Below are 15,982 nucleotides of genomic sequence, written 5' to 3'. Positions count from 1 at the left end.
TCCCTGCCTTGCAACAATCAACGCTATTCTCCCCCTCCCGCATCGACCACGAATCCGCCTATAGTGCTGCCATGCCCATTCGCCAGCTTTCCGAAACGATGATCAACCAGATCGCCGCCGGCGAAGTCATCGAGCGTCCGGCAAGCGTGGTCAAGGAACTGGTCGAGAACGCGCTCGATGCCGGCGCCACGCGTGTCGAGATCGTCACCGCCGGCGGCGGGCTGAACCTGATCCGTGTCAGCGACGACGGCTCGGGCATTCCGGAAAAGGAACTGGCGCTGGCGATCGCGCGCCATTGCACCTCGAAGCTCGCCGACAACATCCACGACATCCGCTCGCTCGGCTTTCGCGGCGAGGCCTTGCCGTCGATCGGCTCGGTGGCGCGGCTGTCGATCCGCTCACGCACAGCGTCCAGTGAAAACGCCGCCGAGATCGGCATCGACGGCGGCCGCGTCTCCGCCGTCAGGCCGGCGGCGGCCAATCGCGGCACCACGGTCGAGGTGCGCGACCTGTTCTTCGCCACGCCGGCGCGGCTCAAATTCATGAAGGGTGAGCGCGCCGAAGGCTCGGCCATCGGCGACGTGGTCAAGCGCATCGCCATCGCCTTTCCCGCCGTGCGCTTCACGCTGGCCGGCCCGGACCGCTCGACGCTGGAGCTGCCGGCGACCGAGGACAGCCCGGAAGGCCGGCTGCGCCGGGTGGCACAGGTGATGGGCGCCGACTTTCCCGACAATGCGATCGCCATCGACGCGGTGCGGGACGGCGTGCACCTCGCCGGCCATGTCTCGGTGCCCTCCTTCACCCGCGCCAACGCCCTGCAGCAATATGCCTATGTCAACGGCCGCCCGGTGCGTGACAAATTGATCGCCGGCGCCATTCGCGGCGCCTTCGCCGACGTGCTGCCGCGCGACCGCCATGCCGTCACCGTGCTGTTCCTGACGCTCGATCCGGCGATCGTCGACGTCAACGTCCATCCGGCCAAGGCCGACGTGCGCTTCCGCGATCCGGGGCTGGTGCGCGGCCTGATCGTCGGCGCCATCCGCGAAGCACTGGCCCATGCCGGGATCCGCGCCGCCACCACCGGTGCCGCCGGCATGATGGCAGCGTTCCGGCCGGGCGCGGCATCCTATGCGCATGGCGGCCCGGCCAACGGTCACCGCAGTTACGAGGCCGCCTATCGGGCGTCGGGCTTTGCGGGTTTCGACCCTGCCCGTTCGCCGCAGCGGCCGCTCGATATGGGCTCTGCAAATGGCGGCTTCGGCGAGGACGAGCAGGCGGCCTTCGACGCCGGCCCACTGCACAGTGCCGACGCGCGCGCCGGACAGGATCAGGCGGCAGAGACGCTGCTCGGCACGGCATTGGGCGCGGCGCGCGCGCAAGTGCATGAGAACTACATCGTCGCCCAGACCAGGGATTCGCTTGTCATCGTCGACCAGCATGCGGCGCATGAGCGACTGGTTTACGAGGCCTTGAAGAACGCCCTCCACTCACGCGCGGTGCCGTCGCAGATGCTGCTGCTGCCCGAGATTGTCGACCTGCCGGAGGAAGACGCCGAGCGGCTTGCCATGCACTCCGAGACGCTGGCCCGCTTCGGCCTCGGCATCGAGCGCTTCGGCCCAGGCGCCGTTGCGGTGCGCGAGACGCCGTCGATGCTCGGCGAGACCAACGTCCAGCAGCTGGTGCGCGACCTCGCCGACGAGATCGCCGACAATGACACGGTCGGCACGCTGAAGGAGCGGCTGGACAGGATAGCCGCGACCATGGCCTGCCACGGCTCGGTACGTTCCGGCCGCCTGCTCAAACCGGAAGAGATGAACGCTCTGCTGCGCCAGATGGAGGCGACGCCCGGCTCCGGCACCTGCAACCACGGCCGCCCGACCTACATCGAACTCAAGCTGGCGGATATCGAGAGGCTGTTCGGGCGACGGTAAGCATTACCTGGGCAACGCCAAGCGAGGCACCCGCTCAATTCGCCAATTGATGATACTTCTTAGTTTTAAGAGAGAAAACATAGTCCATTGTATAGCCAGCGCCGCCGCCACGAAAGTTTACTGAAATGATCTCGGCGATTTTTTCCGTCTGTTTTTGAACATTCATGTAGATTGGCGTCATCAGCATTCCCGCGTCGCAATTGTCGTCATCGAACTCGATCTCTTGATAGACTTTCTTGCTTCGCTTGCCGATGACTTGCAATTTTCGCATGCAAATTCCGGCTTCGGTTTTCGCGTAGATGCCTGAAAACCTGTCGGTGTCGGTCTGCGCCCAGAACGGGATCTCAACGGTTCCGTCAATCTTCCCGTCGCCGGTATCGTCCAGGCTCGCAACTTTCTTGAGCGTGACGGGATGTTTGTCCGCACCCTTGCTCCAGGTTCCTGTTGCGCCGCTTTCACCAATGTCGAGAGAAAATGGGCATCCACTGGTGTCGACGGGCGTTTTCGAACCCATGACCAGCACCCGGTCGAATTCCTTGTCGTCCGCAATCTCGCAAAGGGATACGCTGGTGCCGTTGATCTTGCCGTACACTGCTATCGGGCTTTGCTTCGCGTCGTAGAAATAGCTCCCCTCGACCGTAATCCCGCTGCCGAAACTGTCATTCCTCTGCAGCGACAGATGGACTGGGTTAGGCCCAATGAAACCTTCGTAGTTTTCGATCTGATACCAACCCGCGACGGCATTTTGGCTGAACAGCAACAAGAAAAAAATTGCGGAGATAAACTGCATTCCCATGTCGACCCCTCGCCATGCTTCGCAAACGCAATCAACATAGACGCCGGCCTGGCTCATGTCTGCATCGCAATGGTCGTCAGTAACGGCTCATGGTTTGAGTCGGGAAAAAGCTTCAATTATCTGAATCATCTCTTCAAATTCACCACGATAACGCCGCCGAGCGCCAGTGCGCCGCCGAGGATGCCGAACAGCGTCGGCACCTCGCCAAGCCAGAAGAAGCCGATCAGCGTCGCCACCGGCGACACCAGATAGAGGAAGTTCGAGGCACGCGCCGCGGGCAGTCGGGAAAGTGCTGTTGCCCAGGCAGCGTAGGCGATGAGGCTGGGCACGATGCCGAGAAAGATGACGGCGCCGAGCCCGGCGGTATCGGCGACCGCTGCCTGCGCCAGACCGCTCGGCAGGAATGGCGACAGGCAGAGCGCGCCAAGCACCATGTTCGANATCGGCGACCGCTGCCTGCGCCAGACCGCTCGGCAGGAATGGCGACAGGCAGAGCGCGCCAAGCACCATGTTCGAGGCCGAGATGGTCAGCGGGTGGTGGCGACCAAACAGCGGCTTCTGAACGATGGTGTTGACGGCCGAGCACAGCGCCGAGCCGAGGACAAGCAGCGCAGCATTGTTGAAATGCAGCCCCTGCCCCTCGCCCATGGCGATGATGCCGATACCGGCGAAGGACAGGAATGTGCCGGCCCAGGCCAGGCCTGAGAAGCGTTCGCCGAGCAGCGCCATGGCCATGATCGCAGTGAAGATCGGGCTGACATTGATGATGAAGCCGGCCGCACCTGCCGAAACAGTCAGCTCGCCGAAATTGAGCATCACCGTGTAGAGCGCGACGAAGACGGCACCACCGAAGGCAAAGCGCCAGAGTTCGTCGAGCCTGGGCAGCGCCGGCCGCTTGACCGCGAGGAAGATCGCCGCCGGAACCGCGGCGATGGCAAAGCGCAACGCGCCGAGTTCCAGCGGCCCGAAGGCGGCAAGGCCGGCGCGGATCGCCGGAAAGGCGGAGGCCCAGCCGACCACCGTCAGCGCCACCGCGATGGCCGCCGTGGCATCCATACGCTGTGTCGGATTCAACGTTCCGGTATAGATGCTCATCTCGGTGTCCTCGCGATCCAATGCCATGAAGTAGAGAAACGCTATTGCGCGTCGATTGACAAACGAACAAATCGAGTATCACCTGTGACTATGGATCACAGCTCAGACTCGATGCTGCCGCTTGAAACCCTGCGCGCCTTCGATGCCGCGGCGCGGGCAGGCAGCTTTTCGGCGGCGGCCGAGAAGCTCAACATCACCCATGGCGCCGTCAGCCGGCAGATCGCCAAGCTCGAGAACTGGCTTGGGCTGAAAGTCTTCGATCGCGGCGCGCGCGGCGTCTCGCTGACCGTCGAGGGCAATCGCCTGCATCTGCGCACCACCGAAGCCTTCGCCCTGATCGCCAGCAATTCGGATCGCTGGGTCGAGCCGCGCGGCACGGCGGTGGTGCGGCTGACCTCGATCCCCTCGGTCAGCGGGCTGTGGTTGATGCCGCGCATGGCGGCGCTGGAGAACCACCCGTCCAAGCTGCGCATCGTGCTCGACGTCGACATCCGCCAGGGCGATCTTGCCGACGAGGGCATCGACCTGTCGATCCGCTGCGGGCGCGGCCGCATTCCGGGCCGGATCTCGGTGCAGCTTTTCGAAGAATATGTGTTCCCGGTCGCCTCGCCGGAATTGGCCAGGGAGATCGGCCGCGGCGATTCGGCCCGGCTGCTCGAATTTCCGGTGATCAACGATTCCGACGCTTCGGCGTGGCGCGCCTGGTTTGCGGCGCAGGAGATGGACTATCGGCCGCGGCCGCACGACCGCCGTTTCGAGGATTACAACCTCGTGCTCGACGCCGCCGCGCACGGGCTCGGCATTGCGCTGGCGCGTCCGCCATTGACGGTGGACCAATTGAAATCGGGCCGCATCGTCGCCGTGAACGAGCGCGGTGCCCTCAGCCCGATATCCTACTGGCTCGACCGGCCGCTGGGGCGGCCGCGCGCCGCGGCAGCCGAACTTGCTCGTCGCATCGCAGTCCAGGCCGGACTGCCAGCGGAGAGGATCGAAGAGTTTATCATCGCCGAAGAATGAGATGCCTGAAGCGCGTCGCGTTCGACCGGCCTCATGCGACGCGCTTCAGGTTCTTGTGTTTATGCATGTCGTTATCGCAAAACCGCTGCACACTTTTGCGCGACATGCATTGGCATCCGCTTTGCCGGCTTGTTCGAGCAAGTGTCACCAGAAACAGAGGCAGGCAAAGCCAACCAAGCTTGACCTCGCCGCAATTTGTGGCGATGACATCGTCATGAATTTCGGCTCCACCCCATGATGAACCGTTTCGAAGGCCCCGGCGGCAAGGAAGCCCGCATCCGCTATCTCGACGGCGACTTCCAGGTGACTAGCCCCGGCGCCTTCGTTCGCTGTGCGGTGACCGGCGAGAGCATCCCGCTCGACGAGCTCAAATATTGGAGTGTCGCCAGGCAGGAACCCTATCTGAATGCCGCTGCATCATTGCGCCGCGAGATCGAAGCGCATCCGGAACTGCGCCGCCGACGGTAGTCCAGCGCAAATGCAAGTCGCCCCGTTGCGATCCTTCGCGCGCCGTCTCCTGCCGCGACGTCAAGCCAGCGACACCGAAACCTTAGAAGTTATCTTGAAATAAAAAACCCGCCTCGGGGCTCGAGGGCGGGTCGTCGGCGAATCATCACCATACCTAAATTACTAGCATAGCTGCCGGCACAAAGCAAGAACAAAATACACTCGACCCGCGGAAAGATGCAAATTCCGGTCCCCGCATTGCCTCGGTCTCAAGCTGCCGGTCAGCCTTTAAGCCTGCGCTGCCGCCAGGCATCCAGCGTTTCGTCGATGATGCGTTGCGGCACATGGTCGAGCTCGAAGACGGTGTCGATCTCCAGCACATCGAGCCGGTCGAGGAATTCCGGCGGCGCTGCGCCGTGACGCAGGCGGGCAGCATCCTTGGCAGTGGTAATCAGGCCAAGCCCGGCTTTACGTGCCGTCGCCGCCAATTCGGCAAGCTCGTCCGCGCTGTAGAAATGATGGTCAGGAAACGGTCGGGTCAGCGCAAGCTCGCCGCCGGCCTCGGCTACGGTGTCGAAAAACTTGTCGGGATGGCCGATGCCGGCGAACGCCAGGAACCGCCTGCCGGCCAGCGTCACCGTGCTGCTCGGGGCGGTGTGCGCCTCGAAGATCGGCCTGCCGGCGCGCGCTGCCTGGCGCACGACCGTATCGGCCGCGGTGCCCTCGCCCATCTTCAGCAAGCCGCTGGTGAAGACCAGCTGGTCGACGATGTTCGCCCGCAGCGGTCCGCCGGGGATGACGCGGCCATTGCCGATGCCATGGCGCGCGTCGACGACGACCAGCGCATAATCGATGTGGATGCGCGCGCTCTGAAAACCGTCATCCATGATCAGGAAATCGCAGCCGAGCTTCTCCAGCAGAAGCCTGGCGCCGGCGGCCCGGTTCGGCGTCACCGCGACCGGCGCATGTTCGGCCAAAAGCAGCGGCTCGTCGCCGACATGCTTGGCGGCGTCGTGGTGCGGATCGACGACATGCGGCTGCGCGAAGGAGCCGCCATGGCCGCGCGACAGGAAACCGGGATTGAGCTGCATGCGCCGGGCCTGCTCGGCCAATGCGATCGCCACCGGCGTCTTGCCGGTGCCGCCGACCGTGAAGTTGCCGATGCAGAGCACCGGCGCCTCGACTTTTTCGCGCGGCGCGTGCCGCATGCGGCGACCGGCGATAAGCGCATAGATGGCGGAAAGCGGCGACAGCGCCACGACCCGCCAGTCCGGCTCTTCCCACCAGAAGGGCGGCGCTTCCGAGGTCACGTCAACGCCCGTTCGCGCCCTTCAGGCGCGACTTGACGACCAGCGGCTGGATATAGGGCTCGAGCGACCTGAGCGTGTGCGCCAGCGCACCGCGCATCTCGTCGACCGTCGCCGCACCCGCCGCCATCATTTCGTGACGAGCCACCTCGTTGGTCAAAAGGAAATTCACGGCGCCGGCCAGCATATCGCGGTCGCGCACCAGCTTGGCGCCGCCACTGTCGAGCAGGCGCTGATAGGCCTCGCGAAAATTCTGGACGTTGCGGCCGGCAAGCACCGCTGTCTCCAGCATGGCCGGTTCCAGCGGGTTCTGGCCGCCCTCGGAAGTCAGCGAACGGCCGACAAAGGCAATTTCCGTCAGCCTCAGATAAAGCCCCATCTCGCCGATCGTGTCGCCGAGCAGAATATCGGTATCGGCGGTGATCCTGTCGCCCTTGCTGCGCTGCGCCAGCTTCAGGCCCATGCCGGAAATCTGGGCGGCCAGCTGCCCGGCGCGTTCGGGATGGCGCGGCACGATGATCGTCAAAAGCCCGTGGTGCCGCTTGTGCAGCATGGCGTGAACTTCGGCCGCGACCGCCTCTTCGCCGTCATGGGTCGAAATCGCCGCCCAGGTCGGGCGAGCGCCGATCTGGCGTTTCAGCGCCGCCAGTGCCCGTTCGTCGGCCGGCGGCGGCGCGGTGTCGACCTTGAGATTGCCGGACACGGTGACCGGCCGGGCGCCGAGCGAAAGGAAGCGCTCGCCATCGAGATCCGACTGGGCGACGACATGGGCGAGATTTTCGAACAATGCTTCGGCGATGTTGGCGCGCTTCTTCCAGGATTTGAAGGAGCGGTCGGACAGCCTGCCATTGACCAGAACCTGCGGCACGCGGCGGGCGCCGAGTTCCAGGATGGTCATCGGCCAGATCTCCGATTCGGCGATGATCGCCAGGTCCGGTTGCCAATGATCGAGGAAGCGGCTGACCGCCGGCTTGAGGTCGAGCGGCACATATTGGTGGATGATGCGGCCGCCCAGCCGTTCTTCGGCGACCTGCGCCGAGGTGACGGTGCCCGTCGTCAGCACGATGTTGACGCCGTAGTCGAGAATGCTCTCGACCAGCGGCACGACGGCGATGGTCTCGCCGACGCTGGCTGCATGGATCCAGATCACCGGGCCTTCGGGGCGCTCGCGTCCGGCGACGCCGTAGCGCTCGCGCCGGCGAATGCGATCCTCCTTGCCTCTGGATGTGCGCCAGGCGACATAAGGTCCGACCAGCGGGTAGGCGGCGGCCCCGGCGAAGCGGTATGCCGTCAGGAAGGCGCGCGCCCAGCGCATACTCATTTCGAACCGTCCACAAGGCGATAGGCCTCGGCGGTCGCGGCATTGAGCGAGGCCGTGACCTCCTGGCGCTTGCGTTCCATTTCCGCGGCGTCTGCGTTGGCCGGCACGAAGACAGGCGTGCCGACGACAATCGAGGAGCGGCCGAAGGGCAAGTTGATCGTCGTCTTGTCCCAGCTGCCCTCGATCACCTTGCGGCGGCTGGTGGCAATCGCGGCAGGCAGGATCGGCCGGCCGGACAGCCGCGCCAGGAGGACGACGCCGAGCCCCGCATCGCGCGGCGTGCCGTGGGGAATATCAGCAATCATGGCGACATTCTTGCCGGTGGCGAGCGACTTTTTGAGGGCGATGAGCGCCTTGGCGCCGCCCTTGTCGAGATGCCTTGCGCTTTCGCGCCCGCCAGAGCCGCGCACCGCCTCGATGCCGAATTTCTCGACCATCAGCGCGTTGAGCTCGGCATCGGCGCTGCGCGACACCATGGCAACCAGTGGCCGTCCCTTGGGATAATAGGCCGGCGTCAGCAGATGCTGGCCGTGCCAGAGCGCGATGATGCCAGGCTCGAGCTGCGCATAGGCGCCGCCGGAAAACTTCGCCGATCCGTCGACCATGCGGTTGGTCAGGCGGACAAGGCGGACGAAATACGCAAACAGCGCGGCAAGCGCATTCTTGACGAATCGCGACTGCGCCAGCGGTTCGCGGATCTTGCGCCAGAACGTCTTCGGCTTGCGACGTCTGACCGCCGACCGCGGGGCTGATCGCTTGACCGCTTCATGGTTCATCGATGTCAACCGGCAGCCTTGTTTTCGGGGTCGAGCAGGCGGTGCAGGTGAACGACGAAATAACGCATATGGGCATTGTCGACGCTGGCTTGCGCCTTGGCCTTCCAGACGGCGTGCGCCGATTGATAGTCGGGATAGATGCCGACTACGTCGAGCGCGTCGAGGTCGCGGAATTCGGTGCCGCCCAGCTTCTTGAGTTCGCCGCCGAACACCAGGTGCAAAAGCTGTTTCTTTCCGTCTTCAGCGGCCATGTCGATCCTTCACATATCGTGAGTTTGGGACAGGTCTAGACCAAAGCCGCCGACTTTGGAACTATTGATGATGGTCAATTGTCCAGCCCGGCGATGACGCCGGCGAGCACAGCGAGGAGTTCGCCGCTGCCGGCGGCAAGCGCGCCGTGGCGGATCACTTCGCCGGCATAGAGCGGCGCGCGGCCGTGCCGATCGAGCACGGCGCCGCCTGCCTCGCGCAGGATGAGGTCGGCCGCGGCGATGTCCCAGTCATGCGCGTTGGCCTTGACGAAGGTGGCATCGAGCTGGCCGCCGGCGATCATCGCCAACCTGTAGGCGAGCGAAGGAATATAGGGCACGCGCTTCAGCCGTTTGTGCCATTTCGCCGGCATCAGGTCGATCATCGCCTTCGGTCCGGCGATTTCGGCCGTTTCCGACGGCGGACGCACGCTGATGCGCTTGCCATTCAGGAATGCGCCCTCGCCCGGCAGCGCCCAATAGATTTCGCCCTTCGCCGGGCAGTCGAGCACGCCGGCAAGCGTGCGGCCGTTCTCGACCACCGCGACGCTGACGCACCATGTGGGCAGGCCTTCGAGGAAGCCGCGCGTGCCGTCGATCGGATCGACGACGAAGGTGCGGCGCGCGACAAGCCTTACCGGGTCGTCGACGGTTTCCTCCGACAACCAGCCATAGTCCGGCCGGGCCGCCAGCAAGGTCTCGCGCAGATATTTGTCGGCGGCGTGATCAGCTTCGCTGACCGGCGAGGTGCCGCCCTTCATCCATACTTGCGGATTGTTGTTGAAGTACTGCATGGCGATGAGCCCCGCCTCGCGGGCAGCGTCGCGCAGCAGCTGCAGGTCTTCAGTAGCGCCGGCCGAGACGGCCGGATCAAGCTCCGGCAAGGGTCATCCCTTCGATCAAAAGCGTGGGCGCGGCAGTGCCGAAATTGCGGTCGAGATCGCTCGCCGGAACCATGTTGAGGAACATCGTCTTCAAATTGGAGGCGATGGTCACCTCGGCAACGGGATAGGCCAGCTCGCCATTCTCGATCCAGAAGCCGGAAGCGCCGCGGCTATATTCGCCCGTCACCATGTCGACCCCCTGGCCGAACACTTCGGTGACGTAGAAGCCGGTCTCGAGCGACTTGATCAGCTCTTCCGGCGTGTTTTCCCCGGGCTCGATGGCGAGATTGGTCGACGATGGCGAGACCGACGAGCCGCTGCGCGAGCCGCGCCCATTGGTGACGAGGCCGAGTTCCCGCGCCGCCGAGGTCGACAGGAACCAGTGGTTGAGCACGCCCTTGTCGACCATGAACAATTTCTCGCCCTCGACGCCTTCGCCGTCGAAGGGGCGCGAGGCCTGGCCGCGGCGCCGGAGCGGCTCGTCGGTGACGGTGATTGCGGCCGAAGCCACCTTCTTGCCCATCATGTCGCGCAGAAAGCTGGTCTTGCGCGCCACCGCGGCGCCATTGATGGCACCGGCGAGATGGCCGGCAATGCCGCGCGCGACGCGCGGATCGAACACCACGTCGACCGGCCCGGTCGCCGCCTTGCGCGCGCCAATGCGGCGTACGGCGCGCTCACCGGCCTTGCGGCCGATGTCTTCCGGCGCGTCGAGATCGGAAAAATGCTGGCGCGAGGAGAATTCGTAATCGCGCTCCATGCCGGTGCCCTCGCCGGCGATGACGCTGGTCGAGCGCGAAAAGCGCGACGCGACATAATGGCCGACAAACCCATGCGAAGTGGCGAGCACAAGGCCGCCGAGCCCGGCGCTGGCGCCGCTGCCGGCCGAATTGGTGACGCCCTTGACGGCAAGCGCCGCCGCCTCGGCGGCAAGGGCTGCTTCCTTCAACTGGTCCGCCGATACCTCGGTGGCGTCGAACAGATCGAGATCGCGCGGCTTTTTGACCAGCAAGGCCGGATCGGCGAGACCCTGATAGGGATCTTCGGGCGACACTTTGGCCATGGCGACGGCGCGCTCAGCCAGCATATTGGGGTCGGATGCCGCCGTTGCCGAAACGCTCGCCACCCGTCTGCCGACGAAGACGCGCAACGAGACGTCCTCGCTCTCGGACGCCTCTGTGCCTTCGACCTTGCCAAGCCGCACCGACACACCGGTTGAGCGGCCGCGTACTGCAACCGCATCGGCGGCATCGGCGCCGGCCCGTTTGGCAGCCTCGACCAGGGCCGCGACGCGGTCGGTCAGTTTCGCTGCGTCGAGCGTATCGGTCATGCGCATAATCCTGTTATTTCCGGCCGGCTGAAGGGCAGCCGCTGCTGCACCATCTATTGTCCCGATGCAGCTTCTGCAATGGGAGAAGGCGCAAAGCGGGGGCATCAAGCGCCTGAACAGGGCTGCCAGTGTCAGGCAGGTGAGCGGCAATGGCGAGATCGACAATCCCTCAGGAAGCGGCCACCGGCGTCCAGATCACGTCGTCGATCCTGAGCGCGCCGGTGGCGAGCATCACCAGCCGGTCGAAGCCGAGCGCCGCGCCGCTCGCTTGCGGCGTGATGGCGAGGGCGGCGAGGAAATCCTCGTCGATCGGATAGCGTTCGCCATAGACACGCTGCTTTTCGTCCATTTCGGCGGCAAAGCGCCGGCGCTGCTCGGCCGGATCGATCAACTCGCCAAAGGCGTTGGCAAGCTCGACGCCGCAGCAATAAAGCTCAAAACGCTCGGCGGTGCGTGGATCGTCGGCGCTCGGCCTGGCCAATGCCGCCTCCGAGATCGGATATCCGAAAAGAATGGTGGCGCGCCCCTGCCCCAGCGCCGGTTCGATTTTTTCGACCATCACCCGGCTGAACAGGTCGGCCCAATTGTCGTCGGGCGCGGTCCGCAATCCGGCCTGGACCAGGGCGGCATGCAACCCCGCGCGGTCGGTGCTGCCATCGGCTGCCACAGTCGCCAGCAGATCGATGCCGGCATGGCGCATGAAGGCTTCGGCGACGCTCAACCGTTCCGGCTCGGCGAACGGGTCGGCCTCGCGGCCGCGGAAGCTAAAACGCTTTGCGCCCGCCCGTTCGGCCGCCAGCGCGACGAGCTCGGCGCAATCGCGCATCAGGCTCTCATAGGCCTCGCCGACGCGGTACCATTCGAGCATGGTGAACTCCGGATGGTGCAAGGGGCCGCGCTCACGGTTGCGCCACACAGCAGCGAGGCTGAAGATGCGCTCCTCGCCGGCGGCAAGCAGCTTCTTGCAGGCGAATTCCGGCGAAGTGTGGAGGTAGAGCGGCTGGCGCTGCCCGTCCGGCCCGATCGCCTCGGTGGCAAAGGCCGACAGATGCGCTTCATTGCCGGGCGAGATCTGCAGGGCCGATGTCTCCACCTCCACGAAGTCACGGCGGGCGAACCAGTCGCGCATGCCGGCGGCAATGGCGTTGCGCAGGATCAGCCGCGGCCGGCGGTCGGCATGGACATGCGGCGTCCACCATGGCGAAGCGGCGGTCATCGGCTTCAGGCGAATTGCACAGAGGGCTGGCGATTGCGGCCAAGATGCGCTAGGCCGCACCCAACGGCCTCTCCAGCCGATTTGCGCCAACAAATTTTATCAGGATGGAAACCCGTGAAGGTCATCGCCAGCTCCTTACGCAAAGGCAACGTCGTCGAAAAGGACGGCAAGCTTTATGTGATCCTCTTTGCCGAAAACATTCATCCTGGCAAGGGTACGCCGGTCACCCAGCTCGACATGCGGCGTATCTCCGACGGGGTTAAAGTTTCCGAGCGTTACCGCACCACCGAGCAGGTCGAGCGCGCCTATGTCGAGGAGCGCGAGCACACTTTCCTCTACCAGGACGGCGAAGGCTTTCATTTCATGAACCCGGAGAGCTACGACCAGGTGGCGGTGCCGGAGAGCGTGGTCGGCGACATGGCGCCCTACCTGGTGGAAGGCATGCCGGTGCAGATCTCGCAATACAACAGCATCGCCATCTCGCTGGTACTGCCGCAGCGCGCCACTTTCGAGGTGGTCGAGACCGAGCCGGTGACCAAGGGCCAGACGGCGTCCTCGTCCTATAAGCCGGCAACGCTGTCCAACGGCGTGCGTACCCTGGTGCCACCACACATCAGCGCCGGCACCCGCGTGGTGGTGATGACGGCGGATGGCGCGTATGTCGAGCGCGCGAAGGATTGAGGCGCGAAGCCTGAAACGCCTCGCCCTAGCGCGCCGAGGCGGCCGGTCATCGTCGACCGCTTTGTGCCAGGGGGCTTTCGAGCATTGGGACGCGGCACGCAGACCGCAGCGTCAACGCCCGGCCAGTTCTTTCCTATTGCACGACGCCAGCGGGCAATCTTTGAGCCTCGAGCAACGCCGACCGTCCCTTTCGCCAGGTGCCAGGTGGAATGCCGACGAACTTTTTGAAGGCGCGATTGAAGGCGGCTTCCGACTCGTAGCCGACGTCGGCACCCGCTTGCGCGATGCTCATTTCGGGCCGTTCGAGCAAACGTCCCGCCAGTTGCAGACGCCAGCGAGCAAGATAGTGCATCGGCGAGACCTCGACATAGTGGGTAAAGCGGCTCGCAAACGCCGTGCGCGAGAGCCCTACTTCGCGGGCGAGCCGGTCCAATGTCCATTCCTCCCTGGGGCGAGCGTGGATGAGCCGGAGCGCCTCGCCGACATGTGGATCCCGTAGGCCTGACAGCCAGCCGCGCGAATCGCCGGGGAGGGTCTCAAGATGGCGGCGGATGATCTCGACAAACATCAGCTCGCTCAGCTTGGCGAGGATCGTTTCACCGCCCGCCCGCCCACTGCCACCTTCGGCCAGCGCCAGCCGAAACAGGTCGATAACCCAGCTGCTTCCATCGGCGGGCTTGCGGGCACACAGGATGGCCGGCAATGCAGCGAGGAGAGGATTGAAGGGACGTGCATCGCAGCCAAGATACCCGCAAATGAACCGGGTCCGCTCGTCTCCCCCGCCACCATGGATCACCGCGAACGGCAGGCTCTCGTCAATCGGCCGATAATACATCGCCATATTGGGTTCGCCCCGCGCTCCGGGCGAAGAGCTCAAGACGTTCGGAACACCACCGGGGAAGACAACGACATCACCGGCGTTCACGAGCACCGGGGGCACCGAATCGTCTGCCAGCGCGGCCCAGCACGAGCCCGACATCACGGCATGAAAAGAAATGATGTGCTCTGCCTCCGGCATGATGGCGGCGGCAATGTCGGCCGTGCCCGGCGACTCGCCGACCCAGGGAGAGCTGGCGTCGACGTCGAAATAGATCGCACCGGTGAGGCGAACGGCTCGGAGCACATCGGAAAGGACATCCATGCACTACACCTCCGGAAACGATCGGCTACTCCCTTTGACAACGAGTTTTTCGGCCAGGCATCTCGAACTATCCGGCAATACAGCCGCCCGAGCAACTACCCATCCGGTCTAATCCCACTCTGAACGATCGGGCAACAGAAATGGACGATGTGACATTTGCGGGAACAGCGGACGGGATTAGCGTTTCATCGACCGGCCGACAGGTCCAATAACAGGGAGGAATGTCATGCACGATGAAGACATCACCAAATTCGCAGCAAGCCTGCGGGGCGAAGTCATCCGGACCGGCGACGCCCGCTATGATGAGGCCCGCAAGCTCTACAACGGCATGATCGACAAGCGGCCGCTGATCATCGCCCGCTGTGTGGACGTGGCCGACGTGATCACAGCGGTGAATTTCGGCCGCGACAACAATTTGCTGGTTGCGGTACGTGGCGGCGGCCATAACGGACCAGGATTGGGGAGTTGCGACGACGGTCTGGTGATCGACCTGTCGGCGATGAACGGCGTGCGTGTCGATCCGGATGCCCGTACGGCGCGGGTGGGTCCGGGCTGCACTCAGGGCGACCTCGACCACGCAACCCATGCCTTTGGCCTGGCCGTACCGGCGGGCATCATCTCGACCACCGGGGTCGCCGGACTGACGCTGAGCGGCGGCCATGGCTATCTGACGCGCAAATATGGCCTGACCATCGACAATCTGGTCGAGGCCGATGTCGTGCTTGCCGACGGCAGCTTCGTCACCGCCAGCAAGGAGCGGAACCCTAGCCTGTTCTGGGCGCTTCGCGGCGGCGGCGGCAATTTCGGCGTCGTCACCAGCTTTGTGTTCAAGCTCCACCAGGTCAGCATGGTCTTTGCGGGGCCGATCGCATGGGATCAGCGCCAGGCCCGCACCATCATGCAGCATTATCGCGAGTTCCTGCCGCGCGCGCCCGAGGAACTCGGGATCTTCCTCGGGCTCAAGACGATCCTGTCGAGCGCACCGTTCCCGGAAGAGTTTTGGGGAGAGCGGATGTGTCTGCTGATGTGTTGCTACAACGGCCCGGAGGAAAAGGGCAGAGAGGCGCTGGCTCCGCTACTCGATGCGCTCCCCGCGCCCTGGTTCAATTGGATGGGAATGATGCCCTATCCCGCGGTGCAGAGCATGTTCGATGGGCTCTACCCGAAGGGGATGCAGTGGTATTGGCGGGGCGATTTTGTCAAGACGCTGTCCGACGAGGCGATCGACGCTCATCTCGAGCAGGCGGCGAAAACACCGAGCGAGCTATCGCTCATGCATCTCTATCCGATCGACGGCGCGGTCCATCGCGTCGGCAAAGACGAGACACCCTGGAATTACCGTGATGCGACCTGGTCGATGGTCATCGCCGGGATCGATCCGGACCCACAGAAAGCGGGGCCGGTGACGCGCTGGACCAAGGCCTACTGGGAGGCCGTGCATCCGTTCGATCTGGGTGGCGCCTATCTGAACTTCATGATGGATGACGAGGGCGAGGGAAGGCTCAAGGCGGCTTATGGCGATAACTACGAGCGCCTGGCCTCGCTAAAGAAGAAATACGACCCGAACAACCTCTTCCGGGTGAACCAAAACATCCGGCCGGCCGCTTGACGGCCGCCCTCGTCTGGCCAGCAAGTGTTGTATCGTACCGGCCGGACCAGCTAAGGCCCGGCCGGTACGATAGGTTCCGGCCAGGACGCTCGGCGGCCTACAAGCGCGATACTCGGCCGGGCTCGGCGACCATGTTCCATGAGCCATGTCTGACATGCGTCGAAGCGGTCGGCCCGCACGCTC

At 64.4% G+C, this 15,982-nt stretch carries 14 protein-coding genes and 1 pseudogene; 5 read left to right on the top strand and 10 right to left on the bottom strand.

Translation table 11 applies throughout. The annotated features are described in order from the left end of the window. The first annotated feature begins 71 nt into the window (after positions 1–71). Entirely contained in the window at positions 72–1,931 is a 1,860-nt protein-coding gene (mutL, locus tag X760_RS44245) for a DNA mismatch repair endonuclease MutL (RefSeq protein WP_023717172.1), read from the top strand. 34 nt (positions 1,932–1,965) lie between these two features. Here mutL and X760_RS44240 read toward each other — a convergent pair whose 3' ends face one another. Further along, positions 1,966–2,784, bottom strand: coding sequence for a hypothetical protein (locus X760_RS44240; RefSeq protein ID WP_023717171.1), 819 nt, complete (start codon positions 2,782–2,784; stop codon positions 1,966–1,968). A 68-nt stretch (positions 2,785–2,852) separates the two neighbouring features. Further along, a pseudogene (locus X760_RS79035) lies at positions 2,853–3,822 on the bottom strand (DMT family transporter). 111 nt (positions 3,823–3,933) lie between these two features. Between X760_RS79035 and X760_RS44230 the strand changes: the two are divergent. After that, a complete protein-coding gene (locus tag X760_RS44230; protein WP_036244240.1) occupies positions 3,934–4,839 on the top strand; it encodes a LysR family transcriptional regulator in 906 nt (301 codons plus the stop codon). Between the two features lie 234 nt (positions 4,840–5,073). Next, positions 5,074–5,307, top strand: a complete 234-nt coding sequence (locus X760_RS44225) for a DUF2093 domain-containing protein (protein WP_031193470.1) — start codon at positions 5,074–5,076, stop codon at positions 5,305–5,307. A gap of 260 nt (positions 5,308–5,567) precedes the next feature. On the opposite strand, the gene lpxK is transcribed toward X760_RS44225, so the two are convergent. The 7 genes from lpxK to epmA all read right to left on the bottom strand — a co-directional run bounded on the left by lpxK (position 5,568) and on the right by epmA (position 12,368). Further along, a complete protein-coding gene (gene lpxK, locus X760_RS44220) occupies positions 5,568–6,596 on the bottom strand; it encodes a tetraacyldisaccharide 4'-kinase (RefSeq protein WP_023717168.1) in 1,029 nt (342 codons plus the stop codon). 1 nt (position 6,597) lies between these two features. Beyond that, complete coding sequence (gene waaA / locus X760_RS44215) at positions 6,598–7,914, bottom strand: lipid IV(A) 3-deoxy-D-manno-octulosonic acid transferase (RefSeq protein ID WP_023717167.1); 1,317 nt, start codon at positions 7,912–7,914, stop codon at positions 6,598–6,600. Then, positions 7,911–8,690, bottom strand: coding sequence for a lysophospholipid acyltransferase family protein (locus X760_RS44210; protein WP_023717166.1), 780 nt, complete (start codon positions 8,688–8,690; stop codon positions 7,911–7,913). The genes waaA and X760_RS44210 overlap by 4 nt, the downstream gene beginning before the upstream one ends. 5 nt (positions 8,691–8,695) lie before the next feature. Beyond that, positions 8,696–8,941 carry a DUF4170 domain-containing protein gene (locus tag X760_RS44205; protein ID WP_023717165.1) on the bottom strand — a complete coding sequence of 82 codons (246 nt, stop codon included), beginning with the start codon at positions 8,939–8,941 and terminating at the stop codon, positions 8,696–8,698. A gap of 74 nt (positions 8,942–9,015) precedes the next feature. Continuing rightward, positions 9,016–9,822, bottom strand: a complete 807-nt coding sequence (locus tag X760_RS44200; protein ID WP_023717164.1) for a 3'(2'),5'-bisphosphate nucleotidase CysQ — start codon at positions 9,820–9,822, stop codon at positions 9,016–9,018. Beyond that, positions 9,809–11,152, bottom strand: coding sequence for a TldD/PmbA family protein (locus X760_RS44195; protein ID WP_023717163.1), 1,344 nt, complete (start codon positions 11,150–11,152; stop codon positions 9,809–9,811). Before X760_RS44195 ends, X760_RS44200 begins: the two co-directional genes overlap by 14 nt. A 169-nt stretch (positions 11,153–11,321) precedes the next feature. After that, a complete protein-coding gene (gene epmA, locus X760_RS44190; protein WP_023717162.1) occupies positions 11,322–12,368 on the bottom strand; it encodes an EF-P lysine aminoacylase EpmA in 1,047 nt (348 codons plus the stop codon). Positions 12,369–12,482: 114 nt separating this feature from the next. Between epmA and efp the strand changes: the two genes are divergently transcribed. Then, the gene (gene efp, locus X760_RS44185) at positions 12,483–13,049 is read left to right on the top strand and encodes an elongation factor P (RefSeq protein WP_023717161.1); all 567 of its coding nucleotides are present in this window, start codon (positions 12,483–12,485) and stop codon (positions 13,047–13,049) included. A 133-nt stretch (positions 13,050–13,182) separates the two neighbouring features. Here efp and X760_RS44180 read toward each other — a convergent pair whose 3' ends face one another. Continuing rightward, the gene (locus tag X760_RS44180) at positions 13,183–14,190 is read right to left on the bottom strand and encodes an AraC family transcriptional regulator (protein ID WP_023717160.1); all 1,008 of its coding nucleotides are present in this window, start codon (positions 14,188–14,190) and stop codon (positions 13,183–13,185) included. A 226-nt stretch (positions 14,191–14,416) separates the two neighbouring features. Here X760_RS44180 and X760_RS44175 point away from each other — a divergent pair, with 226 nt between their 5' ends. Next, positions 14,417–15,799, top strand: a complete 1,383-nt coding sequence (locus X760_RS44175; protein WP_023717159.1) for an FAD-binding oxidoreductase — start codon at positions 14,417–14,419, stop codon at positions 15,797–15,799. The last annotated feature ends 183 nt before the right edge of the window (positions 15,800–15,982 follow it).

The sequence above is a fragment of the Mesorhizobium sp. LSHC420B00 genome (assembly GCF_000503055.1).
Lineage (GTDB): Bacteria > Pseudomonadota > Alphaproteobacteria > Rhizobiales > Rhizobiaceae > Mesorhizobium.
This window is presented reverse-complemented; position numbering and strand designations above follow the sequence as displayed.